The 23,032-nt window shown below is 62.4% G+C and carries 16 protein-coding genes and 2 tRNA genes; all 18 read right to left on the reverse strand.

Annotated elements, in window-relative coordinates; translation table 11 throughout:
* Positions 1 to 92 precede the first annotated feature (92 nt).
* The 18 genes from UB43_RS29255 to UB43_RS22915 all read right to left on the reverse strand — a co-directional run bounded on the left by UB43_RS29255 (position 93) and on the right by UB43_RS22915 (position 22,979).
* A complete protein-coding gene (locus UB43_RS29255) occupies positions 93 to 1,499 on the reverse strand; it encodes a glycosyltransferase family 1 protein (RefSeq protein ID WP_082085891.1) in 1,407 nt (468 codons plus the stop codon).
* Positions 1,496 to 5,296, reverse strand: coding sequence for a glycosyltransferase (locus tag UB43_RS22835; RefSeq protein ID WP_052969595.1), 3,801 nt, complete (start codon positions 5,294 to 5,296; stop codon positions 1,496 to 1,498). The genes UB43_RS29255 and UB43_RS22835 overlap by 4 nt, the downstream gene beginning before the upstream one ends.
* Positions 5,296 to 6,699, reverse strand: a complete 1,404-nt coding sequence (locus UB43_RS22840; RefSeq protein WP_045215736.1) for a bifunctional 2-polyprenyl-6-hydroxyphenol methylase/3-demethylubiquinol 3-O-methyltransferase UbiG — start codon at positions 6,697 to 6,699, stop codon at positions 5,296 to 5,298. The genes UB43_RS22835 and UB43_RS22840 overlap by 1 nt, the downstream gene beginning before the upstream one ends.
* Positions 6,696 to 7,913, reverse strand: a complete 1,218-nt coding sequence (locus UB43_RS22845) for an ABC transporter ATP-binding protein (RefSeq protein WP_045215739.1) — start codon at positions 7,911 to 7,913, stop codon at positions 6,696 to 6,698. Before UB43_RS22845 ends, UB43_RS22840 begins: the two co-directional genes overlap by 4 nt.
* A complete protein-coding gene (locus UB43_RS22850; RefSeq protein WP_045215741.1) occupies positions 7,910 to 8,704 on the reverse strand; it encodes an ABC transporter permease in 795 nt (264 codons plus the stop codon). The genes UB43_RS22845 and UB43_RS22850 overlap by 4 nt, the downstream gene beginning before the upstream one ends.
* Positions 8,705 to 8,787: 83 nt before the next feature.
* Positions 8,788 to 10,224 carry a mannose-1-phosphate guanylyltransferase/mannose-6-phosphate isomerase gene (locus UB43_RS22855; RefSeq protein WP_045215744.1) on the reverse strand — a complete coding sequence of 479 codons (1,437 nt, stop codon included), beginning with the start codon at positions 10,222 to 10,224 and terminating at the stop codon, positions 8,788 to 8,790.
* A 314-nt stretch (positions 10,225 to 10,538) separates the two neighbouring features.
* Positions 10,539 to 10,614 (reverse strand) — tRNA-Thr (locus UB43_RS22860).
* A gap of 74 nt (positions 10,615 to 10,688) precedes the next feature.
* Positions 10,689 to 12,227, reverse strand: coding sequence for a DHA2 family efflux MFS transporter permease subunit (locus tag UB43_RS22865; RefSeq protein WP_045215747.1), 1,539 nt, complete (start codon positions 12,225 to 12,227; stop codon positions 10,689 to 10,691).
* A gap of 13 nt (positions 12,228 to 12,240) precedes the next feature.
* A complete protein-coding gene (locus UB43_RS22870; RefSeq protein WP_045215749.1) occupies positions 12,241 to 13,425 on the reverse strand; it encodes an efflux RND transporter periplasmic adaptor subunit in 1,185 nt (394 codons plus the stop codon).
* Between the two features lie 14 nt (positions 13,426 to 13,439).
* Positions 13,440 to 14,927: an efflux transporter outer membrane subunit gene (locus UB43_RS22875; protein ID WP_045215752.1), complete on the reverse strand. Its 1,488-nt coding sequence runs from the start codon at positions 14,925 to 14,927 to the stop codon at positions 13,440 to 13,442.
* Positions 14,924 to 15,397 (reverse strand): MarR family winged helix-turn-helix transcriptional regulator, encoded by a 474-nt coding sequence (locus tag UB43_RS22880; RefSeq protein ID WP_045215754.1) that lies wholly within the window; start codon positions 15,395 to 15,397, stop codon positions 14,924 to 14,926. Before UB43_RS22880 ends, UB43_RS22875 begins: the two co-directional genes overlap by 4 nt.
* Positions 15,398 to 15,785: 388 nt before the next feature.
* A complete protein-coding gene (locus UB43_RS22885; protein WP_045215757.1) occupies positions 15,786 to 17,006 on the reverse strand; it encodes a methyltransferase in 1,221 nt (406 codons plus the stop codon).
* A gap of 66 nt (positions 17,007 to 17,072) precedes the next feature.
* A complete protein-coding gene (locus UB43_RS22890; RefSeq protein ID WP_045215759.1) occupies positions 17,073 to 17,765 on the reverse strand; it encodes an ABC transporter permease in 693 nt (230 codons plus the stop codon).
* On the reverse strand, positions 17,762 to 18,457 hold the full coding sequence (locus tag UB43_RS22895) for an ABC transporter permease (protein WP_045215761.1): 696 nt from the start codon (positions 18,455 to 18,457) through the stop codon (positions 17,762 to 17,764). The genes UB43_RS22890 and UB43_RS22895 overlap by 4 nt, the downstream gene beginning before the upstream one ends.
* Before the next feature lie 56 nt (positions 18,458 to 18,513).
* Positions 18,514 to 19,266, reverse strand: coding sequence for an ABC transporter substrate-binding protein (locus UB43_RS22900; protein ID WP_045215763.1), 753 nt, complete (start codon positions 19,264 to 19,266; stop codon positions 18,514 to 18,516).
* A 14-nt stretch (positions 19,267 to 19,280) separates the two neighbouring features.
* Positions 19,281 to 20,054 (reverse strand): ABC transporter ATP-binding protein, encoded by a 774-nt coding sequence (locus UB43_RS22905; RefSeq protein WP_045215765.1) that lies wholly within the window; start codon positions 20,052 to 20,054, stop codon positions 19,281 to 19,283.
* Between the two features lie 283 nt (positions 20,055 to 20,337).
* The gene (locus UB43_RS22910) at positions 20,338 to 22,671 is read right to left on the reverse strand and encodes an LTA synthase family protein (RefSeq protein ID WP_045215767.1); all 2,334 of its coding nucleotides are present in this window, start codon (positions 22,669 to 22,671) and stop codon (positions 20,338 to 20,340) included.
* A 232-nt stretch (positions 22,672 to 22,903) separates the two neighbouring features.
* A tRNA-Phe gene (locus UB43_RS22915) sits at positions 22,904 to 22,979 on the reverse strand.
* Positions 22,980 to 23,032: the final 53 nt, after the last annotated feature.

Below are 23,032 nucleotides of genomic sequence, written 5' to 3' on the forward strand. Positions count from 1 at the left end.
TTCAGAGTTGTTTCGCGATAGCAGAGGCGAAGGTCCCTGGTACAGTCGGATTGACCTGCAAGGGGCGTAGTGCCGCCTCGCAAGGCATACCATCAATCCGAATGAGCGGGGCTCTGCGATGCAGCATTTCGTGCTGCGACGGCGGATTGAAAAATGGCTGACCCCGTGTCGCTCCAGCGCACTGGACGATAGTCATTTCGGATGACTTCCTGACGACTTTCAACTGCTTGCGGGTTCTTGACGTACCACGCTATCCGCTCTGCCCAGGCACTTTCGTCTTGTGGTGAAAGGTATTCGATCAGGTTGCCTCCTACCTCTGGAATCGAGGCTGCATCGGATGCCAGACAGAATCGGCCATAGGCCAGGCTCTCTGCGACAGGAATTCCCCAGCCCTCGTACAACGAAGGGTAGGTAGTAAAGAGGCAATGCCGGTAGAGATGGGCAAGATCGCTATCGGAAACGTTCTGCAGGCGAAGTATGTGGGATTGGATGGATGGCTCTTCCAGATCCTGAATGAGCTGGTCGACTCCCCAACCTTGCATTCCTACGAAGATCAGTTTGGGGAGATCCTTTTGTCCTGCAGACAGCAGCCGCTTGTAGGCCTTATAGAGGACCTTGTGATTTTTACGAGCTTCAATCGTGGAAACGAAGAGGATGTAGCGCTCGTTTAGTAAATCCGCAATCTCGGCAGATGGCGGCTGAGTTGCAGAGGCCGGAATATCGCCTCCGAGCCGCACGGTGACCAGTTTCGGAACAGGAGCACCGACGCTGTGCAGATAGTCCAACAGGTCATTTCGTGAGCATTCCGAGTTGCACAGGATCAGATCGGCGCACCAGGCGACATCAGCAAAGTAACTCGGGAACTTCTCGGGTACGCCCGGTACGCAGTACTCAGGCATCAGGATGGGAATGATATCGTGGCAGAACAGAATGACTTTCAGTTCAAGGCTCTTCTTGAGCGCGTAGAGAACCGAGAGGTCCTTCTGATCCCAGTCGATACCCAGGGAAATGTAGGTATCGCCCTTGTCGAATGGTGAGGCTGGCTGGAGATGTACGCGCGCCGCTGCCGTGACAGCGGACAGGACGTTGCCAGTGGCTTGAGGTTGCGAGCTGGAGAACTTGCGGACAATGGACCGGCATTGGAGCGCCCAGTGGCGGGCTTTTAGCTGGTAGCGCCCCGGCAGCCTGGCGATGGTATTACGCCCCCAGCGTTCAAGGCGAACCTCCAGCGGCTCCGACGCTGGCACTGCCGCTTTGGGCATGGCTGCCGGTTGGGCAGGTCTCGCGTGGCCGCCCGCATCGAGGCGAGCCAGTGCCCCGAGAGCTTCCTCGCGAGAAACTTCATGGTAGGTGCTGCTTTCTCGCTCAAAGCGGCAAAGTCGCACCTGATCATCCTCTAGACTGAGGAAATGTCGCAGGGTTTCTGCTTCAACACGCACGATGCCCAATGCCGGCCGTCCCCAGGCCAGGGTTGTGGTGATATCCAGCCAGATACTCATTGGGCCTTCCAATTTTCATTCAGCAGGTTTTTTACACGCTCAGGCAGCGCGGCAAGGCTGGCGGCCCAGGTCAGTCGCTGACGAAGTCTGCGGTCGACTTCTCGTCCGGACTTCGGGGAGCCGTCCTGCGCCAGTGTGTGCCGCAGGAGTTCCTGGAAAGCCTGAGGTGAGTCGGCGACGGAGATTCCGGGAAGCTCCCGGAACTGCTCGAACCCACGCAGGGCTGTACTCGTGCAAATCACGGGCTTGCCAGAATAGAGTGCCTCGGCAGTCTTGATGTTCGATCCGCCGCCACCGCCTATGGGAAGCAGGAAGGTATGCGCGAGATGCTTGACAGCAATCAGGTCGTCATCATCGAGTACCCCGAGGATCTGCAGGCGAGATGCATTCAGTTGCCCCCAGGGTGAAGCCAGCAGTATTCGCTCCAGATGTGGTCCGACACCTCCAGCAATCACCAGTCGCGACCCGGGAGGAATGCAGGCCAGTGCGTCGCCGACTGAGGCGATGAAGCCGGTGTAGTTTGGTGGATGAGCGCTGGCGACGAAGAGCGGCCACGGCGCCTGCGGCAGGCGGGCGCGCCAGTGCTCCAGAAGCTGCGGGTCGGCCGACCAGGGATTGATACCGTTCGGTGCTGTAAGAACAGCATCGGCGCCGTAGGTGCGCAGAACGTCAGCGTCCTCGTCGGTTACCGCTACACTCAGATCGGCATTGTGTGCCGCTTCTTGCTCCAGGCTCGAAATATCCTGAATGGCTTCCACCACGATGCGATCGGCACCTTCGAGGATCTGCTGCTTCATGGGCGCTTCGATGTTCTGCGAGCTGAACACGATGAGTGCCTGCTTGCAGAACGCAACCTCAGCCTGCAGTCGTTTCGCCAGGGGGTAGAACCAGGGCTGTTCAACGACTATGGCGTCGACTGGGAAGTGGATGCTGTCGGCAATATGCCGATAGGCCTGTTCATCCTTGGTCGCGAAGGACGCCATCAGGAAGTCGGAGAGCTCAGGAATGCTGCGGCCCTTGTAAAGGCGATACGGGCTTTGCGAGGGGAATGCGATGTCACCCGAAGAAAGTTCATCGTGCCTGTAGGCTTCCGACTGATAGAAGCCGATAGACCGTACATCGAAGCCATGCTCGCGGAAGCGCTGGCAGATGGCGGCCGTCCGCAGTTGTCCTCCATGGCGAGGCTTGCGGATGGGATACGGCGCCAGGACCAAGGCGAGCGGTCTGCCTGATCCAGAGGGCGTCGAGATTGACTCTGCTGTTGGGCGACGAGGTGCAGGTGGCAGTACTGCATCGAGCAACTGCTCGGCGCTCTGTGCCCAGTTCAGGTGTGTAATGCCTTCCGAGCTTGGTGCGAGGCCATCCTTGTTCAGATCGAGCCAGGCGGTAAGGCTGCCTGCAAGGTGTTCGGCGGAAGTCCCGGAAAAATAGTGCGCATGGTCCCCTGCAACCTCACGGAAGACAGGGATGTCTCGTGCCACGATAGGGCGATGATGCCTTGCAGCTTCGATCAGGGGTAGGCCGAAGCCTTCGCCCTCGGATGCCATCAGGAGGCATTTCGACTCTGCATAGATCCGCTCAAGATACTCATCACTGACGCCACTCAACCAGAACAGGCGCTTGCCTTGCTCGGGATGCCTCTCGAGAGCTGTCGCCAGGGAGTCGACTTCCCAGCCGCGCTTGCCGACGATTACCAGCGCGACATCCTGCCCTTCTCGCCAGAGCTGCTCGAAGGCGGCCAGCGCCTGGCCATACCCCTTGCGTGGCTCTACCGTACCCACCATCAGGAAGCTTGGGCGTGCCGCCATGTTTTTCAGTACGCTCGCCGCATTTGCCGGGAGGCCGCGGGTGGGTATCGAGTTCTCGATATCAGCCCCGAGATGGAACCAGTTCAGTGCGAAAGGTTTGCGCTCGGGCGAACGCAGGGAGGACATCCAGTCGGAAAGTTCATCGGCTACCGCTTTTGATATGCAGATCGCACCATCGTTCTCGATCACGACCTCGAGCCAGCGAGCGTGGGATTCGCTGGCACCCGTGGGGAATGCATGCGGCATGAGTACCGGTAACAAGTCGTAGACCACGAAGTGCACCTGTACGCCGATATTCCGCAGATGCCGGTAATACTCTCTGCACTCGGGAATAACTTGTGGCTGCAGGTCGAGCCCCAGGAACAGATCACCGCTCTGAGGTTCGATGACAGAGTCCTCCGCGGCTCCGTTGTCATCGTTCATGAGCTGGCGAACGAAACCGTCGGCATAGTGGTAGCAACCGCTGCCGTGGGATGACTGAACGGCGCGGACCTCGAAGCCCGCTGGTGGATTGACCAGCAATTCACGCAGGATGGATCTTGTAACCCGCTGAATGCCCGTGCCGCTGTCACGCTGAACCAACTCGGAGATATCAACGAACAGTTGTGGAATGCGATTGATAGAAGGGTGGTTCTGCGCTACGTCCATGCACAGCAGGGCCTGATCCCGATCGGTGAGGCGTGCCACGCAGTTCGACGATCCCAGAGCATCGAGCAGGCGAGTCTGTACTTTTTGTGGCGCGAGATCCGGGAGCGGGACCTGCTGGGCGGCTGCATACAGATTTTCGAACGTTTTCAGGGCGGTCCCTGCAGTCTTGTCCCAGGAGAAGCGTTTCCTCTGCTCCTGGCCGTAGGCTTGCAGGTCCGCTCGAAACTCTTCCGACTCCAGTACCTCGGCGATCTTGCCTGCGATGGAATGCACATCCAGTGGGTCGAACAAGGCGTCTTCGCGCCCGATGACTTCTGGAAGGCTCGATGTGTTGGCGGCAATGACCGCAGCGCCACAGGCCATTGCTTCCAGCGCCGGCAGTCCAAAGCCCTCGTGCCAGGAAGGGAATACGAAGAGGTGGCAGAGGTTATAGAGCTGATGCAGTTCCTGATTGCTCACATAACCCGTGAAGATCAGCTCGTCCGCGCCCAGGCTGGCCAGTCGCGCATGATGATGCAGATGCTCGAGATCAACCTGGGAGATCTTGCCGGCCAACAGCAACTGGTGGGTTGTGCGCAGGTGTGGCGGCAAGGCAGCAAAGGCCTGGATCAGCCGTGGCAGGTTCTTTCGCTCGTCGGCTCCGCCTGCATACAGCAGGAACGGTCGCGTCAGGCCGAACTTCTGCTTCAGGGCATTGGCAGTCGATTCGGAGATGTCCAGCGGGTGGAAGTCCGCCTCGATGGCGGTAGACATATTGATGATGCCGTCGTCCGCGAAACTCAGATTCTGCAGGCCTTCATTGCGGGCGAATTCCGAGATTGCCAGGCACGCGGCAGCCCGTCCCAGATGACCGATCTTGCGCTCGTAGTAGCGCCCATAATCAGGGTTGGGGCGGAGGTACTGGTCCGGATTAAGCAGCGGAATAAGATCGTAAAGGGTCGCGGTAACCGGCGTTATCGTGTCCAGGCGGCCAATGCTGACCACGGCGTTGTCGGTGAACCCCTCGAACAGGCTGGTGACGTGGATTACGTCCGGCTTCAGGCTCGCCAGAAATGCCTCGCGAACCAGTTCGGCGACGTCTCTGCGGTCCTGGTTATCGGCGTGGACTTCCTGGACCGGACCGGGGGCGTTCCAGACACGGATGTTGTCCGCTGGAAGCAGGTCATGAAACGCATCGCGGATAGGCTCAATGGTGTCCGGAAAGAGCCCGCTCAGCGCCAGGATGATCTCGTGGTCGCCGCGATTGCGGACCAGCGCCTGGGTGAAGGACAAGGTATAGCGGCCTATACCGCGGAAGCGACTTTCCGTTTGCGCTCCCTGCATGTCGACTACGATGCGCATCAATCGTTGCTCTTATCCCGAATGGCTTGCTTGAGTTCCTGGTAAAACTGTCGAGCCCGCGGGCTCATCTTGCTCAGATCCGCAGCGGCAACTTCCCGTGCCTTCTGTGGTGCGATGACAGGAGCGTTTCCCACCAGTCCGTGAGCGCCAGCGATTCGGCGAAGGCGCTCATAGAGTCGAGGATGCTTGCGCAATTGGGCCATCACGCGCTGGCGCGTTTCCGGGCGTTTCAGCACGAATCGCATCGACGATACCAGCCCTCGCTTGCATACCGCCTTGGCCTGGCGGACGGGATTGCGAAGAGCGAGGCTGCTGACGCGCAGCGGATGGGTGATTTTCCAGGAAAGGCTGTTTTCCAGCGTCCGGCCGTGGGCAATATGAAGTTGTGCCTGGGCGTACCAGTGGTCAGCATTGGTCAGCGCGGCAGTGAGTTGCTCGCGTGCTTGCTGCAGCTCGATCAGTAACTGTTGGTTCTGCGCGACGCTTTCCATCAGCGAAGGAATATCGCTCAGCAATCTGCGATTCTGCTCCGCGTTATCGAAGAGTGGCTGAAGTTCAGTCCGTAATGACGCGAGGGCTTGTTCGGCGTTCATATACATTTGGTGGGTATGCTCGTCGGCAGCTTCAATCCGTTGTTCCAGGGCCTGCATGGAGCCGGCCAGCCGATCGTCGTATCGTTGCGCAAGGGTATCGAGGGAGAGTCCGTATTCGCGCTCGAAAGCTGGCTGGAAGATCGCCAGCTGTTCTTCCGGGGCGTTTTTCTGCGCGATGACAGCGTAGTCGGGGCTTGTGCCGGTGATGACGTCGATCAGGCGTACCTGAACAGCTTCGCGCAACTGCTCCGGCTCTTGTAAGCGCAGTAACTTGCTGCGGGCAAAACCGCCGTTTTCTGTGACGAAGCTCAACAGAAGATGGGGGATGGGGCGTTCGTGGGTCGGGTCCATGTAGAAATAGTGACTGCCGACCGCCAGGTTCTCCGCGTTGGGGGTCTCCAGGATGAGCAGCCCGCCCGGACGAAGCACCCGGAGTGCTTCGATGGTGACTTGCAGCAGCAGATCGAAAGGCAGGTGCTCGGCAATATGAAAGCCGGAAACCAGCGCCAGGCTGGCGTCAGGCATTTCGCGCAGAGTGGCCAGCGCATCGCCCTTTCGGGCCGGGAGGTCCAGCTTGATGCACGCCTGCAGCATGCCGTCGTCGAGATCGACGCCTTGGGCCTGGGCCCCGAGTTCCAGCAGCAATTCCAGCCATTCGCCACGTCCGCACCCGATATCGAGAGCCGGCAGGTCAGGGTGCAGCGATTGCAGAGGCTCCAGGAAGGGCAGATAAGCCTTCAGACGGGTCTTGATCAGTTCACGGGAGCCGCGGTGGCGATCTTCGAACTCACGGTAGAACGTTCCAATCATCGGCTGCACTCGACATCAAGGGGAAGCCAGGAGAGCCCCACGAATTCTTTCTTCGAGGTGTTGACCACATTGAACACCAGCGCGAGGTCGCGCCATTCGTAGTTGCAGGCGATGTGAGTATCCATGGTGTGCAGGGCCACCGAAACCGAGTAGGACCCAACACCGAGGTTCGCCGGGAAGGTAAATCCGTAACGTATCGACTCGCCTTCCTTGAGGTCGTGAAGTGCGCAGCCCAAGTGGTGAGTGTTGGTTCCAAAGACTGTCTGTCCCAATCGGTCCTTGATGGCGTAACCCACCACGAGTTCGGGAATATCCTTGTTGATACGTGTGCAGATCGACAGCCGTACCGGCTCGCCAACTGTCACGTATTCGACGGGCTTGTCGGCATGATTGCGCAGGCTGATTTCATCGACACTCGCCTCCCCGGTACCCGAGCGGGTTTGCCGGCTGCCATCCTCGAGTTCGGTGACCGTGACCGTGGCATTTTCCTTCTCGGCGATCAGGGCGTTGTAGAAGTCCATCACCTCTTCCGGCGCACCATCCTTGATGATCGTTCCCTTCTCGAGAAGGATGGCGCGATCACACAGCGCCTGAATGGAACCTCGGTCATGGGAAACAATGAGCAAGGTGGTGCCGAGGCGCTGGAATTCGCGAATGCGCTCGAAGCTCTTGTGCTGGAAGTAGCTGTCCCCTACCGAGAGTGCTTCGTCGACGATCAGTATTTCTGGGCGGAACGCAGTTGCTACGGCGAATGCCACGCGCATCTGCATGCCGCTGGAATAGGTGCGGACAGTTTCATCGAAGTATTCGCCAATCTCGGCGAATGCCTCGATTTCGTCTATCGCTCCGGCGATCTGTTCGATGCTGAATCCCATGAGACCGGCTGCATGGTAGACGTTCTGGCGCCCGGTCAACTCCGGGTTGAAGCCCATGCCGAGCTCCAGGATGGCGGCAATCCGGCCATTGCGCTGAACACTCCCCTCCGTGGGTTGGAGGGTGCCGGTCAGCATCTTCAGCAAGGTCGACTTGCCAGCGCCATTCTGGCCAATGATGCCGATGGCCTCGCCCGGCTTGATGTCGAAGCTGACGTGCCTCAGTACCCAGTGCTCATCGGCGGGGCGGCTTGGCAGGTTGAACCAGGCGGCGACCCGCTGCCACTCGGATCTGTAGGAGCGGTAGGCTTTGCCCAGATCGTTGACGCTGAGTAGTTTCATAGCGCGTCCACCATTTCGGCATTGGCGCGCCGGAACATGAAGAGGCCCAACCCCAGCAGCAGCAGGCTGGAGAGGCTGATGCCGAGCAGTGAGTCGAGCGCCGGAGTGCGTCCATAGACAAGGACTTCGTGGTAGGCGTCGACTACCGGGTAGAGCGGGTTGAAGGCCAGGTAGCCCTTGAGCCATTGCGGCAGGATATTGCTCGGGTAGACGATCGGGGTGAACCAGAACAGCACCTGCAGAACGATTGGCACAATCTGCCCGAAGTCACGGATGAAGACATTGAGTACCCCCATGACCAGGCCGATCCCCATGGCAAAGGCCAGCACCAGGAGGGTCAGGGGCAGCAGCCAGAGGGTTGTCCACGACAGCGAATGGCCGAGAATGCCGAACACTACCAGGATGGCGGCGGCCAGGATGAGGTTGTTGACCAGGCTGGAGCCGGCGACGATCGCCGGCAATGTGATGCGTGGAAACATGATCTTCTTGAGCAGGTTCCCATGTTCGAGAAATACCCCGAGGCAGCGATTCACCACTTCGGTGAACAGGCTCCAGGCAAGGGTGCCGGCCATCAGATAGATCGCGTACGCATACTGGTTTTCGATGCCCGGAAGCTTGGCGGCCAAGACGTTGGACAAGACCAGCGCATAGATGGCCACCTGTACCAGCGGATGAATCAGGATCCAGAGGCTGCCGAGCTTGCTGCGGGAGAACTTGACGACAAATTCGTTCTTGATTGAAGAAAATACGAAGTTCCGGTAGTTCCAGAGACTTCTGAACATCGAAAACATAGTCGCTCCAGAAAGAGCCTCGAATAAGAAATGACGCTGCTGCGCCGGGGCCGTTGCGGCTCCGGCACAGTATCAGGACGGCTTCAGTTCGGTGCGCGACCGTAATTGTCCTGGAAGCGCACGATGTCATCCTCGCCCAGATAGTCGCCGCTTTGTACTTCGATCAGCACGAGATCGATCACGCCGGGGTTTTCCAGGCGATGTTTGTGCCCGGCGGGGATGAAGGTCGATTCATTGCTGTTGAGCATCCGGGTGCTTTCGCCATTGACCACCTTGGCCATGCCGGTGACCACGATCCAGTGCTCGCTGCGGTGATGGTGCATCTGCAGCGACAGCGATGCTCCGGGTTTGACCACGATGCGCTTGATCTTGAAGCGGTGGCCTTCCTCGAGCGTGGTGTAAGTACCCCAGGGGCGGTGCACGGTGCGATGCAGAAGGTGGGCGCTGTGGCCTCTCTTCTTCAGTTGCGCAACGATCTGCTTGACGTCCTGGGTGTGTTCCTTGTGGGCGATCAGCAGCGCGTCGGGAGTATCCACCACGATCAGGTTCTGCACGCCGACAAGAGCTGCAAGGCGTTCGGGGCTGTGCACGTAGTTGTTGTTGGCTCCGTGCACAAGGACTTCGCCTTCGCAGCGGTTGCCGTCCGCATCTTCGCTGGTTAGCTCACTCAGGGCATTCCAGGAGCCGATGTCGCTCCAGCCCAGATCGCAGGGAACCGTGGCGACCTTTGCCGACCGCTCCATCAGGGCGTAGTCGATCGAAATGTCGGGAACTTTCGCGAACAGATCGCCATCGAGGGTCAGGCAGCGGTGGGCGGGCCCTTCCGCCAGTCGGGAGCCGGAGATTGCCAGGGCGACGGAATCATGGATTTCGGGCGCGTGGGCCTGCATCTCGGTGATCAGTGTGCCGACCCGGAAGCAGAACATGCCCGAGTTCCAGAAGTAGTTGCCTGCCGCCAGGTACTCTTCGGCCTTTTCCTGCGTCGGCTTTTCGACGAAGCGCTTGACCTGCAGTCCGCCTTCCAGGGCATGGCTGTCGCACTCGATGTAGCCGAACCCGGTTTCCGGATACTTCGGCTGGATGCCGAAGGTAACCAGCCAGCCCTGGGACGCGAGGGTGCTGGCGCGTGCGACGGCATCGGCGAAGGCATCGGTACGCTTGATCAGGTGGTCGGCGGGAAGCACCAGCATGACGGCGTCCGGACCATGCGCCTGCTCCAGTTGCAGCGCCGCGGAGACTACTGCCGCCGCAGTGTTGCGTCCGAAGGGCTCGAGCACGTAGCTGAGGCAGCCTGCGTTGGCCTTGAGCTTGCGGTACTCGTCTTCGGTCTTGAAGAACAGCTCGCGGTTGGTGACGGTCATGACTTCCGTCACCCCGTCGAGAGCTGTTGCTCGCAGCAGCGTCTTCTGCAGCAGATTCTGCCCATCCGGCAGTGCCATGAAAGGCTTGGGATGGGCCTCGCGAGATACCGGCCAAAGCCGGCTGCCAGCGCCGCCACAGATGATCACAGGGATCAGCATCGATCGTGTCCTTTGAGAAATTCGTCCTAAAGCAGCATCGCCGATCTCGGTCGTTGTGTTGAGCGGGAATCGACCGGGAGTCAGGCGCTGCAGAAGATACACAATGAGTTGTGCCACTCATAGGGCCATCAGTCCAGACGCGAATAGGGGCACAACCAAACGCGCTTGGACTTGCAGTAACTCGACTCGTTCCCTAGCAGTGTAGGGAAAATACCGAATCCGTTTAAGGTGTGGCGATTTGATGTTGCCTGGCGAAGTAGGCGAATAGTAGGCAGAAATGAAAAAGCCCGCATGACTGCGGGCTTTTTTGAAGATGGTGCCGGCACCAGGAGTCGAACCCGGGACCTACTGATTACAAGTCAGTTGCTCTACCAGCTGAGCTATACCGGCAAGGAGGGGCGCCATTATAGTCACGGCGCCCGGTGTGTAAACCACTGATTTGTCAGAATGATCCGCAGCTTTGGTCAGTGTCCGCCGGCAGTCGCTGCGCCGGGCTTGGCGCCGAAGGGCGGCTTGGCCAGGCAGATGATCACCAGCATGGCGAGAAACAGCCAGCCCAGCAGGGTGAAGTAGTCGATGGTGCTGATCATGTACGCCTGGCTTTCCACCATCCGTTCCAGCAGCGCGGCGCTGTGCTGGCCGGGGCCGCCGAGCTGTTCGACGGTGGCGCGGGTGGCCGGGTCGTACTGGCTGAGGTTTTCCGTCAGGTAGGCGTGGTGCATGGTTGCCCGGCGGTTCCAGATCCAGGTGGTCAGGGATGCGGCGAAGCTGCCGGCCAGGGTCCGCAGGAAGGTCGCAAGGCCGGAGCCGTCGGCGATCTGGTCCGGCGGCAGGTCGGAGAGCAGGATGCTCAGGATCGGCATGAAGAAGAACGCCACGCCCAGTCCCATGAACATCTGCACCAGTGCGATGTGCAGGTAGTCGACCTCGGTGGTGAAGTCGGCGCGCATGAAACAGGTCGCTGCCATCGCCAGGAACGCCAGCCCCGCCAGCAGGCGCAGGTCGAAGTTGTTCGCGTAGCGGCCGACCAGCGGCGAGAGGAACACCGGCAGGATGCCGATCGGCGCGGCCGCCAGGCCCGCCCAGGTCGCGGTGTAGCCCATCTGGGTCTGCAGCCACTGCGGCAGCAGCAGGTTCATGCCGAAGAAGCCGGCGTAGCCGCCGACCAGCGCCAGGGTTCCCACCGTGAAGTTGCGGTGCACGAACAGTCGCAGGTTGACGATCGGGTGCTTGTCGGTCAGCTCCCAGATCACGAAGACCGCCAGGGCGATCGCCGCGATGACGGTGCCGCCGATGATGAAGCCGGATTCGAACCAGTCCAGGTCGTTGCCCTTGTCGAGAACGACCTGCAGGGCGCCGACGCCGACCACCAGCATCGCCAGGCCCATGTAGTCCATGGGCGCATGCTTGATCACCACCGGACGGGCGCGCAGTTGCTGGTAGACGACCATGGCGGCGAACAGGCCGATGGGCACGTTGATGAAGAAGATCCACGGCCAGCTGTAGCTGTCGGTGATCCAGCCGCCGAGGATGGGCCCGGCGATGGGCGCGACCACCGTCACCATCGCCAGCAGTGCCAGTGCCATCCCCCTTTTCGCCGGGGGATAGATGGAGATCAGCAGGGTCTGGGTGATCGGGTAGAGCGGCCCGGCGACGAAGCCCTGGATGGCCCGGAAGCCCACCAGCATGCCCATCTGCTGGGCAACGCCGCAGAGGAACGAGGCCACCACGAAGAGCAGGGTGGCGGCAATGAACAGCCGCACCTCACCGACCTTGCGGCTCAGCCAGCCGGTGAGCGGCAGGGCGATGGCGTTGCTCACCGCGAAGGAGGTGATGACCCAGGTGCCCTGCTCGGAACTTACCCCGAGGTTGCCGGAGATGGTCGGCAGGGCGACGTTGGCGATGGTGGTGTCGAGCACCTGCATGAAGGTCGCCAGCGACAGGCCGATGGTGGCCATGACCAGGCTGAGCGGGCTGAAGCTGCTGCTGTTGGGCTGGCTCATGACAGTCGTCGGATCAGCGCTGGGCAGTGCTGTGGTTGGCGTCGGCCAGGTTGGCCTGGATCAGCTTCTCGATCAGCTGGTCGGCCGAAGCCAGTTGCTCCTGGTACACGTCGGTGGAGAACACCGGCTCGTGCGGCGATTGCTGGGCGAGGGCGGGTCCGCTCTGGTCATGCAGGCTGACGTTGACGTCCATGGACAGGCCGATACGCAGCGGATTCTTCGCCAGCTCCTCGGAGTTGATGCGGATGCGCACCGGCACGCGCTGGACGATCTTGATCCAGTTGCCGGTGGCGTTCTGCGCCGGCAGCAGGGAGAAGGCGCTGCCGGTGCCGACGCCGAGGCTGTCGACGGTGCCGGAGTACTTCACTTCGCTGCCGTAGAGGTCAGAGCGAATTTCCACCGGCTGGCCGATGCGCATGTGCTTGAGCTGGGTTTCCTTGAAGTTGGCGTCGATCCATACCTGGTCCAGGGGGATCACCGCCATCAGCGCGGCGCCCGGCTGCACGCGCTGGCCGACCTGCACGGTGCGCTTGGCGACGTAGCCGGTGACCGGCGCGATGATCACCGCGCGGGCATCATCCAGGTAGGCCTGGCGCAGCTTGGCGGCGGCCGCTTTGACGTCCGGGTGCGAGGCGATCACGGTGTCGTCGACCAGCGCGCGGTTGGTGTCCAGCTGCTGCTCGGAGTTGGTCAGCGAGCTGCGGGCGGTGTCCAGGGCGTCGCGGGCGTGGGCCAGTTCCTCCTGGGAGATAGCGCCGTCGCTGGCCAGGTGCTGGCGGCGCTTGAAGTCCGCCTCGGCCTTGGTCAGGGCGACCTTCTTCGTAGCCACGTCGGCCTTGTAGCCGTCGACGTTGCTGAACAGCCCGCGCACCTGGCGCACGGTGCGCGCGAGGTTGGCTTCGGCCTGCTGCAGGGCGATGTCGGCGTCGCTGGGGTCGAACTTCACCAGCACCTGGCCCTTGTGTACCAGGTCGCCGTCATCGGCGCCGATGCTGACCACGGTGCCGGTGATCTGCGGAGTGATCTGCACGACGTTGCCATTCACGTAGGCATCGTCGGTGTCCTCGTGCCAGCGGCCGTAGAGGATTTCCCAGGCGACGCTGGCGAGGCCGGCCAGGATGACGACGGCGAGCAGGATCAGCAGCCAGCGCTTGCGCTTGGGATTGCTGTTCGGGGTTTCTTGGGTGGCGGTGCTCATGTCGGGTGCCTCGTTCAGTGCGCGGCGGCCGCGTTCGCCTGGGCGAGCGGGGCGGGAGTGGAAGTGGTGTCGGGCTGGTAGCCACCGCCCAGGGCCTGGATCAGTTGCACCGAGAGGTCGATCCGCTCGGCATCCAGGTTGGCCAGCTGGCGTTCGGCGAGGAGCAGCTGCTGCTGCACGCTGAGGGCGTCGAGGTAGTTGCCAACGCCTTCGCCGTAACGGCGCATGGCCAGGTCGAAGTTGGATTTGGCGATGTCGCGGGCATCGCGCTGGTCGTCGATCTGCTGCTCCAGCGAGCGCAGCTTGCCAAGGTCGTCGGTGACCTCGCCGAGGGCGTTGACCAGGGTCTTGTTGTACTGGGCGACGGCCAGGTCGTAGTCGGCGTCCTTTCCGGCGAGGTTTGCGCGCAGGCGTCCGCCGTCGAAGATCGGCAGGGAGATGGCCGGGGCGATCTGGAAGAACCGGCTCGGCGCCTTCAGCACGTCGCTGGTGTGCAGGGCGGCCAGGCCGACCATCGCCCCGAGGTTCACGTTGGGATAGAACTCGGTCTTCGCCGAATCGATGCTTTTTGATGCGGCTTCGACCCGCCAGCGGGCGGCGACGATGTCCGGGCGGCGCCCCAGCAGCTCGGCCGGCAGGTTCGACGGCAGGCTCAGTGCGCCGGGCTTGAGCACCTGCGGGCGCTGCAGGTCCTGGCCGCGATCCGGACCTTGGCCGAGCAGGACGGCCAGGGCGATGCGGTCGCTGGCGATATCCTGTTCCGCGGCGGCCAGTTGCTGCTTGGCGCTGGCAACCTGGGACTGCGTCTGTTGCAGCTGGACCTTGCTGTCGAGGCCTGCGTCCATGCGCTTCTGGCTGAGCTGGAAGAGGTGCTGCGAGCGATCCAGTTCGTCTTTGGCCAGGTCGCGGGCGACAAAGGCGTGGGCCAGATCGCTGTAGGCGCGGGCGACATTGGTGGAGAGCGTGATCGAGGCGGCCTGGCGGTCGACTACGGCGGCGTTGGCCTGGCCGAGGGCGGCCTCCCAGGCGTCGCGCTGGCCACCCCAGAGATCGAGGTCGTAGCTGAAGCTCAGCGACAGGTATTTCACTGCCGAGTAGCGACCGCCCATGGGGGCAGGGATGACGCTTTCCGGTGCGCGGATGCCGGCATAGCTGGCGGTGCCCTTGACGCTGGGCATGCGTGCTGCGTCCTGCGCTTGCGCGGCAGCGATGGCCTGGCGGGCGCGGGCGCTGGCGATGTCCAGGTCGGGCGTGCCGCGCAGGGCCTCGCCGATCAGACTGTCCAGCTGCGGGTCGCCCAGGCTGGTCCACCAGCGTTCGCTGGGCCACGCGGCGGCAGACAGCGGGGTGCCGTCGAGGCTGACGCCAGCCTTCAGGCTGGCGGGATCGACGGACTTGCCGCTGGTGTCCAGGCCCGAGAAGCTGACGCAGCCGGAGAGTCCCAGTACGGCGGCGAACACAGCGGCTGGCAGCAGGGCAATGCGGAGGTGGTTCATGGTCATTTCTCCTGCGCCGCGCAATGGGCCGCGGCGCCGTGGGCGCGCAGGATCTTGTCGAGCAGGCCGGTGAGGGTCTGCAGTTCGTCGCGGGAAAGGCCGCCGACCAGTTCGTTCATGGCGGCGGCGGCGATGCGTGGGGCCTCGTCATTCACGGCCTGTCCGGCGGGGCTCAGGCTCAGGCGCACGCTGCGGCGGTCGTGCTGGCAGGGCTCGCGGAGCAGCAGGTCCTTGCGTGCGAGACGGTCGAGCATGCGGGTCATGGAACCGCTGTCGATGGACAGCTCGCGGCACAGCTCTGCCGGGGTGTTGGCGCGGTCGTTGCCGATGAAGAACAGCACCTTGAACTGCGCGGCGGTGATATCCAGGTGTGCCAGGTGCTTGTCCAGGAGGCGATCCTTGAGGATGGCGGTGGCGCCCAGCAACTGGCCGATGGAGCCTTTGAACGGAAAGTCCGCGACGTCGTAGTGATTCATGTCAAAACAGATAGCTGCTTAGGCAGAGAAATATTTCGAAATGATACTGCCTAGGCAGCGATTGACAAGATTCGATTGTCGCGATTGCGCAACAATCCGTTCGAAGAAGCGCTATTGGGGCAGGATTGGCAACAGGAATAGCTGATTTCCTACACCGCTGAAGGCCTTTATGCACAAGAGGGAAAGCTTTAGGGCGCAATTTGCATATGAGATGTGATAGCAATCACGAAGTGTCGTAACTGGCTGTTTTTTAAAGATTAAATTTATATGTACAGAAAATGACCAGATCGCAGCGAGGCGGTCTGGGCGGTAAGGAAGGGGAGTTTTTTCCGGGGTTACGAACAGAGTTATCCACAGGGTCTGTGGGTGAAGCTCTGGAACGCCCGTCTCAGATGCGTTCGGCCAGCAATAGCAGGTTGCGCGGGGTCATTCGGGTGGCGCAGAAGGCACCCAGGGTGGCGCGATAGCCCTGTTCCTCGAGGAATAACGCGCGGTCGAGCAGCAGCCACAGTTCCATGGGGCGGCGGAACAGTCCGCGTACCAGTTCGAGGTTGCGGACTTGTGCCAGGCGCTGCCAGCCCCTTGCTTCCAGTTCCTGCCAGTTGGTGCCAGCGGGCAGGTCGAGCCCCCTGAGCGCGGCGAGGTCTCGGCAATAGTCGGCGAAGGGTTTGTCCAGCCAGGTGGGCGGCACGGAGGGAGTGGACAAGTAGTCGTTGCTGCTGCGGACTTCCCGTTGCAGCAGGTCGAATGCCAGTCGCCGTGCCATCGATCCGTCGCGCTGGCGGCGCACGCGGGCGCCAGCCGTGACGGTTTCGGCGAGCGGCAGGCGCAGGTCGTCCCGCGAGAGCTGCAGGGTGGAGCTTTGCGCGGCCTGCGAGAGCGGCTGGTAGTGCTCGCTATCGATGCGGTTGTAGCAGCAGGGCGCCACGGCCAGCTGGCGGCAGCCCCGGGTGCTGGCAAGTTGCAGCAGGCGTACGTGCAGGTCGCCGCAGGCGTGCAGGGCGACGGCGGTGTGCCCGGCCTGCAGGTGCTCGCGGGCGTCCGGGGCGAGCACGTCCTGCTGGCGATGCCGGGCGTGAAGCTGAAGCCGGTCGCTCAGGCGCTGGCCGTCTTCCACCAGGGCATTGTCGAACTCCAGGCTCAGCAGCGGCTTGCCGTCGCGCGCCAGCAGACGGCCGAGATGGCCTTTGCCGGCGCACCAGTCGAGCCAGTGCTGCGGTGCTTCGGCGAACTCCAGGCGGCTGGCGAAGGCTTCGATCTGTTGCCACTTGCGGCCGGGAACGTCGACGGTCAGTTGGTTCGGCAACTTGCCCAGCGGCGTTGCCGGGAGCTCGCCGACGACGGACAGCTTTGCGGCCGTGGCGGCCAAAGCAGGGAAGGGGGCGGGGGCGTCGAGCTGTTCGGGCGCGTTGTGCACCGCGTCGGCGTCTTCGAGGCTGCGGCTGCGCAGCCAGGCGGCCAGTTCGGGGTGGTCGCGCTCCCAGGCCAGCTCCAACACAGTGAAGGGCTTCGGCCGCCACAGCGCCTGATGATCCAGCAGGAAGCCATCCAGTGCCTGGAAGCGCTGGAGCAGGTCGGAGCCGGTCAGGGGAGTGTCGTTCGGGAGCATGGTGCGAAGCGGTGGAAAACCACGGGGCGCGCATTATAGCGACCCCGTGGGGGAGTGGCGCGCCGGTCAGCGGCCCTGCATGGAGTCGACCTTCAGCCAGCGTTCCAGCAGGCGGAAGATACGCGTCAGCAGCAGGGTGATGACCAGGTAGAACAGGCCGGCGAGGCAGAAGAACAGCATGGCCTCGTAGGTGCGCGCGATGATGGTGCGAGTCATGCCCATGATGTCGAACAGAGTCACGGTGTACACCACGGCGCTGGCCTTGAGCATGAGGATCACCTCGTTGCTGTAGGCCGGCATGGCGATGCGCGCGGCGCGCGGCAGGATGATGTGGAACAGCGCCTGGCGACGGGACATGCCCAGTGCGCGGGCGGCCTCCACCTCACCCACCGGGATGGCGTGGATGGCGCCGCGCAGGATCTCCGCGATGTAGGCCGCGGTGTGCAGCGTCATGGTCAGCAAGGCGCACCAGTAAGGATCGCGCAGGTACGGCCAGAGCGGCCCCTTGCGCACGCTTTCGAACTGGGCAAAGCCGTAATAGACGATGAACAGCTGCAGCAGCAGCGGTGTGCCGCGGAAGAAGAAGATGTAGGCGTAGGGCACGGCGCGCACGTACCAGTGTCGCGAGGCGCGGGCGATGCCCAGCGGTACGGCGAGGCACAGGCCGGCGACCACGGCGATGGCCAGCAGCTCCAGGGTCAGGGTGGCGCCCTGGAGCATCTTCGGCAGCCATTTGAGGATCAGCTCGAGATCGGTCATAGCTCGTTCCTCACGAAGCCACGGCCGGCGCGACGCTCGAGGAAGTGCAGGGCGGCCATGATGAAGACGGTCAGGCCCAGGTAGATGAAGGCCGCGGTCATGTAGAAGGTGAAGGGTTCCTTGGTCGCGTTGGAGGCGACCTGGGCCTTGCGCATGATTTCATCAAGCGTGATGAGCGAAACCAGGGCGGTGTCTTTCAGCAGGATCAGGTAGAGATTGCCCAGGCCCGGCAGCGCCACGCGCCACACTTGCGGCAGCACGATGCGCCAGAAGATGCGCGGGGCGGAGAGGCCCAGCGCCTGGCCGGCCTCGCGGTGGCCCTTGGGAATCGCCAGCAGCGCGCCACGGAAGACTTCGGTGGCATAGGCGCCGAAGCACAGGCCCAGGGCGCAGGTGCCCGCGGCAAAAGGCGAGAGGGCGAATTCGGGGTAGCCGAACAGGTCACCAATGGCGTTCAGGCCGGCCACGGTGCCGAAATAGATCATCAGTACCCAGAGTGTCTCGGGTACGCCGCGCACCACGGTGGTGTAGAAGCCGCCGAGCATGCGCAGGAAGCCGTTCTTCGAGGTCTTGGCGACGGCGCCGAGCAGGCCGAGGACCAGTCCCACGCAGACTGCGGCGAGCGAAAGCTTGAGCGTCATCCAGGTGCCGGCGATCAACTGATCGCCAAAGCCGTGCAGGTCGAAAATCATGGGGAGTCACGCCTGAAGGCGCGCGCCGCCCGGCGAGGGGCGGCGCGGCACGTGCATCAGTAGATGCTGAAGGGGAAGTACTTGTCGTTGATCTTCTTGTAGGTACCGTCGTCGACGATTTCCTTCAGAGCGGCGTTCAGCTTCTCGCGCAGCGGGTCGCCCTTGCGCACGGCGATGCCGATCTTGTCGTTGTCGAACACCGGCTCGCCCTTGAACTCGAAGTCCTTGCCGGCGTCGCTCTTCAGCCAGTCGTACTGCACGAACTTGTCGGCCAGCACGCCGTCGAGGCGGCCCGAGGACAGGTCGAGGTAGGCGTTTTCCTGGGTGTCGTACAGCTTGATGGTGACGGTGTCGGACATGTTGTCCTCAAGCCAGGTACCGGCGATGGTCGCGCGCTGCGCACCGATCACCTTGCCCTTGAGGTAGCCCTTGTCGGTCTTGAAGTCGGTCGACTTCGGCGCCACGAACTGCAGCTTGTTGGTGTAGTAGGCGTTGGTGAAATCAACGGCCTGCTTGCGTTCGTCGGTGATCGACATGGACGCGACGATGAAGTCGAACTTCTTGGCGTTCAGGGCCGGGATGATGCCGTCCCAGTCGGAGGTGACGACGTCGCACTCGGTCTTCATCTTGGCGCACAGCGCCTTGCCGATCTCGATATCGAAACCGACGACCTGGCCGCTGGCGTCGATGCCGTTGAAGGGCGGGTAGGCGCCTTCGGTACCGATGCGCAGTTTGTCTGCGGCGATGGCCTGGCTCCCCAGTGCGAAGGTGGCCGCGATAGCCAGAACGATCTTCTTATAGTTGTTCATGCAGTGATGCTCCGTTAGCGGTGGCTGGACATGAATTGTTTACAGCGTGCCGATTGCGGGTTGTCAAATACCTGCTGCGGCGGTCCCTGCTCTTCTACCAGGCCCTGGTGGAGGAACACCACCTCGCTGGATACCTGGCGGGCAAAGTTCATTTCATGGGTCACCAGCAGCATGGTGCGACCCTCGTCGGCGAGCGCGCGGATAACGTTAAGCACTTCCTGGACCATTTCCGGGTCCAGTGCCGAAGTCGGCTCGTCGAAGAGGATGACCTTGGGCTGCATCGCCAGGGTGCGGGCGATGGCGGCACGCTGCTGCTGACCACCGGAAAGCTGCGCGGGGAAGCTGTGGCGCTTGTCGGAGATGCCGACCTTGGCCAGCAGGGCCTCGGCGATCTCGGTGGCTTCGGCCTTGGTCTTGCCCAGCACGCGGCGCGGCGCCTCGATGATGTTGTCGAGGATGCTCATGTGCGGCCAGAGGTTGAAGTTCTGGAAGACGAAGCCCAGTTCGCTGCGCAGACGGTTGATCTGCTTGTTGTCCGAGGCGACCAGCGAGCCGTCCTTGGTTTTCTTCAGCTTGAGTTCTTCACCGGCGACCAGGATCTGGCCCTGGTGGGGGTTTTCCAGCAGGTTGATGCAGCGCAGGAACGTGGATTTACCGGAACCGGAGGAGCCGAGAATGGAAATCACATCGCCGTCGCGGGCGGTCAGGGAAATGCCTTTGAGCACTTCCAGGTCACCGTAACGCTTGTGCAGGTTACGGATTTCCAGTGCGGGTATGGCCGTGGCCATTGGGGGCTCCTCTATTGTTATTCGGACGCTTTCGCAGCAGGTCACTGCAGAATCGGGGCCATCCTGGCGAGGGGCAACCTAACACGCACTCCGGAGTGCGCCAAGCGCCCATCTGCCGCGGTCGTCGGCTGTAGTGGCAAGTTGTCGCATTGCCGCTCGGCGTTGTCGCCTGTGCTGAACTAGCTGCGCCGGATGAGGGCGTCGGCTGATGGCGCGGGGGCCGGATAGTGCCAGTTTAGACCGGCCAGTAAAAGTCCGGCGGCCCTGGGGCCGCCGGTGGGGATTACTGCATCATCTGCCGCAGCTGCGGGCTCGGATCTTCGAGTGCTTCGGCAGGCGTGATGTCGTCCTGGGATTCCGGCGGCTGGCTGGCCATCAGGTTCGGGTGCCCGGACAGGCGCGGAATCGTCAGCGGCTTGTTCGCGTCGGCCAGGCTCGTGCCGCCGCCTTCGGTGGCGTTGATCGTCGATTTGCGCGGCTGGGTCAGCACATGGAAATCGGTGATCTCGATGACGCCCTTGCCTTCGGCGAGCAGGTGGAAGGAGAAGGCCTTGCGGGCTTCCTCGTTGTCGAAGCCGAAGGTCACTTCCAGCGGCTGGTTGCGTTTCACCAGCGGGAAGTCCGGCATCTCGATGGGCACCGGCTTCTCGAAGGAGCGCGTCTTGAGCGTCACTTTCGCCCCATTGGCGTCCATCTGGATCGCGCGGATCTTCAGGCTCACCGTGGTGTGGGTGTTGGCCGGGAATTCCAGGTACTGCGCGCCGATCAGGTTGTCGGTGTACTCGTTGTCGATCTGCGGCTTCAGGCGGATGCGCTCCTTGGTCGCGAACTGGTACTCGCGGGCCGACTGCGCCTTGGTCACCGACTGGTCGAGGATGTCCGCGCGGGCGGTCATCAGGCGAGCATCGCGACCGCTGAAGCGGCCTTCGAACTTGGCGGTGTCGGCGATGAAACCGTCACTCTTGTAGCGCCGGCAGACTTGCTGGAAGTCGCACTCGGTGAAGTTGCCCTTGCCGTCGTGGTAACGCTGCATGCCGTTGGTGAAGGACACCATCTCGCGGCCGCTGGTGTATTCACGGAACAGCGAGCGCCCGGCGATATCCTGCGGCGCCTTGATGGCGAAATAGTCGAGCACCGAGGATTCCAGATCGACGTGGCCATAGACGCCGGCCTTCACCGGCGGCAGCGCGGCCTGTTCCGGTGCAAGGATCAGGTTCAGGCCCCAGGCCGAGGCAAGGCGTACGTTGTCGATGCCGTGGGATTCGTCGGAGGTGACGATCACCAGGGTGTCCTTGAGCACGCCTTTCTCTTCCAGGCCCTTGAGGAAGGCGTCGACGGCGTCGTCCAGGTAGGCGACGGCTGCCTGGCGCGGCGTCGGGTACTTGGCCAGGTATTCCGGCGTGGCCGAGTACGGCTGGTGGGTGCCGACGGTGAGCAGGGTGAGCATCCACGGCTGCTTCTTCTGGCGCAGTTGGCCGACATAGTCCAGCGCCCCTTCGAAGAAGGCCTTGTCATCCATGCCCCAGGCGAATTCCAGGTAGGGCTTCTTCTTGAACCAGTCGCGGCCCAGGGTCTTGTCGAAGCCCATGGCCGGCATGACCTTGTCCTTGGCCATGAAGCGCAGCCCGGCGCCTTGCAGGAAGTGGGTGCTGAAGCCGGCCTGGTGCATCTGCGCCGGCAGGCATTCGGCGGCGCGGGTCGGGTTGCCCAGCAGTTCGACGCCCTTGGGCGTGCCGTTGTCCAGCTTGCTGTAGTCGCCGCAGAGCATGGCGTAGAGGCCGCGGATGGTCTGGTGGCTGTGCACCACGTAGTCCGGGGTGGTCATGGCGCGCTCGGCCCAGGTGCTCAGGCGCGGCATCATCGATTCTTCGTAGCTGCTGCTCAGGGCGGCGCGGTTGGTGGCGACGTAGGCGCCGGGGATCCCTTCCATGGCGATGATCAGCACGTTCTTCGCCTGGCCGCGGCCGGCCAGCAGCGGAGTGCCGTTGAGATCGTGCTGGGTCAGGCCGGTGACGTCCGGGCGGACTTCCGGCTGGTCGCGGTCGCGCCAGTCCTGGTAGGCCATCTCGCCGCTGGTGACGGCGCGGGAGACCAGTTGGTGCGGCAGGTTGAACTGCTTCCACATCTCCGCATCGCTGGGCTGGAAGTACTGCTCGCCGGCGTGGGCGGCCAGCAGTGCGGCCGGCAGGGCGTAGGCGTAGCGCGGCAGTGGCTTTTCGCGGCGGCGCCAGAGCAGTGCGCAGAGCAGGATGCCGGCGCCGATCAGGATCGCCAGGTGCAGGTGGTTGAGGCCGCCGCCCTCGGTGGAGTTGGCGACGAAGGTCGGGTCGGCGAGGAAGTGCAGGTCTTCCGGCGCAGGCATGCGGCCCACGGCGCTGACCAGTTCAGCGGTGCCGATCACCGACAGCGCCCAGACCAGCATCACTGGAATCGCGATGAACAGTCGTCGGTTGTGCAGCGCGACGACCAGCAGGGTGCCGAGCGCCAGGTCCGACAGGTAGCCCAGCGGGGAGCCCCAGCCAAGGCTATAGCGGCCGATCAGCGGCACCAGCAGGAAAAGGGCAGACAGAGAAACCAGGTTGCCCCGGGAATTCCACCAGCTTATGAGTTTGCGCACAGTGACTCCGCTACGAAACATCGATTCCCGGAGGGTATCCCACTCAAAGTGTGGAAATCGTCCGGATGGTCATGATTCTGAAAGATCGGTGTGCTATGTGCCAGTAGACACTGTACTTAGGCAAGCATTCGATACGAATCGCGGGGGCGTGCCGGGGCGGGGGAGTGACTTGTTCGGACGGGAATGAAAAAGCCCCTGAAATCTCGCGATTTCAGGGGCTTTTCGGAAGGCTTGGTGCCCAGGGACGGAATCGAACCGCCGACACGGGGATTTTCAATCCCCTGCTCTACCAACTGAGCTACCTGGGCAACGTGGCGCGCATTAAAAGGGTTTTCGGAAGGGGTGTCAAGCGTGCCGCGAA

It is taken from the genome of Pseudomonas sp. 21 (assembly GCF_000955805.1).
Taxonomy (GTDB): Bacteria; Pseudomonadota; Gammaproteobacteria; order Pseudomonadales; family Pseudomonadaceae; genus Pseudomonas.

Excerpts from the sequence above, each read along its gene's own strand:
- UB43_RS29255 (WP_082085891.1), bottom strand. The coding sequence starts at position 1,499 with ATGAGTATCTGGCTGGATATCACCACAACCCTGGCCTGGGGACGGCCG.
- UB43_RS22835 (WP_052969595.1), bottom strand. The coding sequence starts at position 5,296 with ATGCGCATCGTAGTCGACATGCAGGGAGCGCAAACGGAAAGTCGCTTC.
- UB43_RS22840 (WP_045215736.1), bottom strand. The coding sequence starts at position 6,699 with ATGATTGGAACGTTCTACCGTGAGTTCGAAGATCGCCACCGCGGCTCC.
- UB43_RS22845 (WP_045215739.1), bottom strand. The coding sequence starts at position 7,913 with ATGAAACTACTCAGCGTCAACGATCTGGGCAAAGCCTACCGCTCCTAC.
- UB43_RS22850 (WP_045215741.1), bottom strand. The coding sequence starts at position 8,704 with ATGTTTTCGATGTTCAGAAGTCTCTGGAACTACCGGAACTTCGTATTT.
- UB43_RS22855 (WP_045215744.1), bottom strand. The coding sequence starts at position 10,224 with ATGCTGATCCCTGTGATCATCTGTGGCGGCGCTGGCAGCCGGCTTTGG.
- UB43_RS22865 (WP_045215747.1), bottom strand. The coding sequence starts at position 12,227 with ATGAGCCAGCCCAACAGCAGCAGCTTCAGCCCGCTCAGCCTGGTCATG.
- UB43_RS22870 (WP_045215749.1), bottom strand. The coding sequence starts at position 13,425 with ATGAGCACCGCCACCCAAGAAACCCCGAACAGCAATCCCAAGCGCAAG.
- UB43_RS22875 (WP_045215752.1), bottom strand. The coding sequence starts at position 14,927 with ATGACCATGAACCACCTCCGCATTGCCCTGCTGCCAGCCGCTGTGTTC.
- UB43_RS22880 (WP_045215754.1), bottom strand. The coding sequence starts at position 15,397 with ATGAATCACTACGACGTCGCGGACTTTCCGTTCAAAGGCTCCATCGGC.
- UB43_RS22885 (WP_045215757.1), bottom strand. The coding sequence starts at position 17,006 with ATGCTCCCGAACGACACTCCCCTGACCGGCTCCGACCTGCTCCAGCGC.
- UB43_RS22890 (WP_045215759.1), bottom strand. The coding sequence starts at position 17,765 with ATGACCGATCTCGAGCTGATCCTCAAATGGCTGCCGAAGATGCTCCAG.
- UB43_RS22895 (WP_045215761.1), bottom strand. The coding sequence starts at position 18,457 with ATGATTTTCGACCTGCACGGCTTTGGCGATCAGTTGATCGCCGGCACC.
- UB43_RS22900 (WP_045215763.1), bottom strand. The coding sequence starts at position 19,266 with ATGAACAACTATAAGAAGATCGTTCTGGCTATCGCGGCCACCTTCGCA.
- UB43_RS22905 (WP_045215765.1), bottom strand. The coding sequence starts at position 20,054 with ATGGCCACGGCCATACCCGCACTGGAAATCCGTAACCTGCACAAGCGT.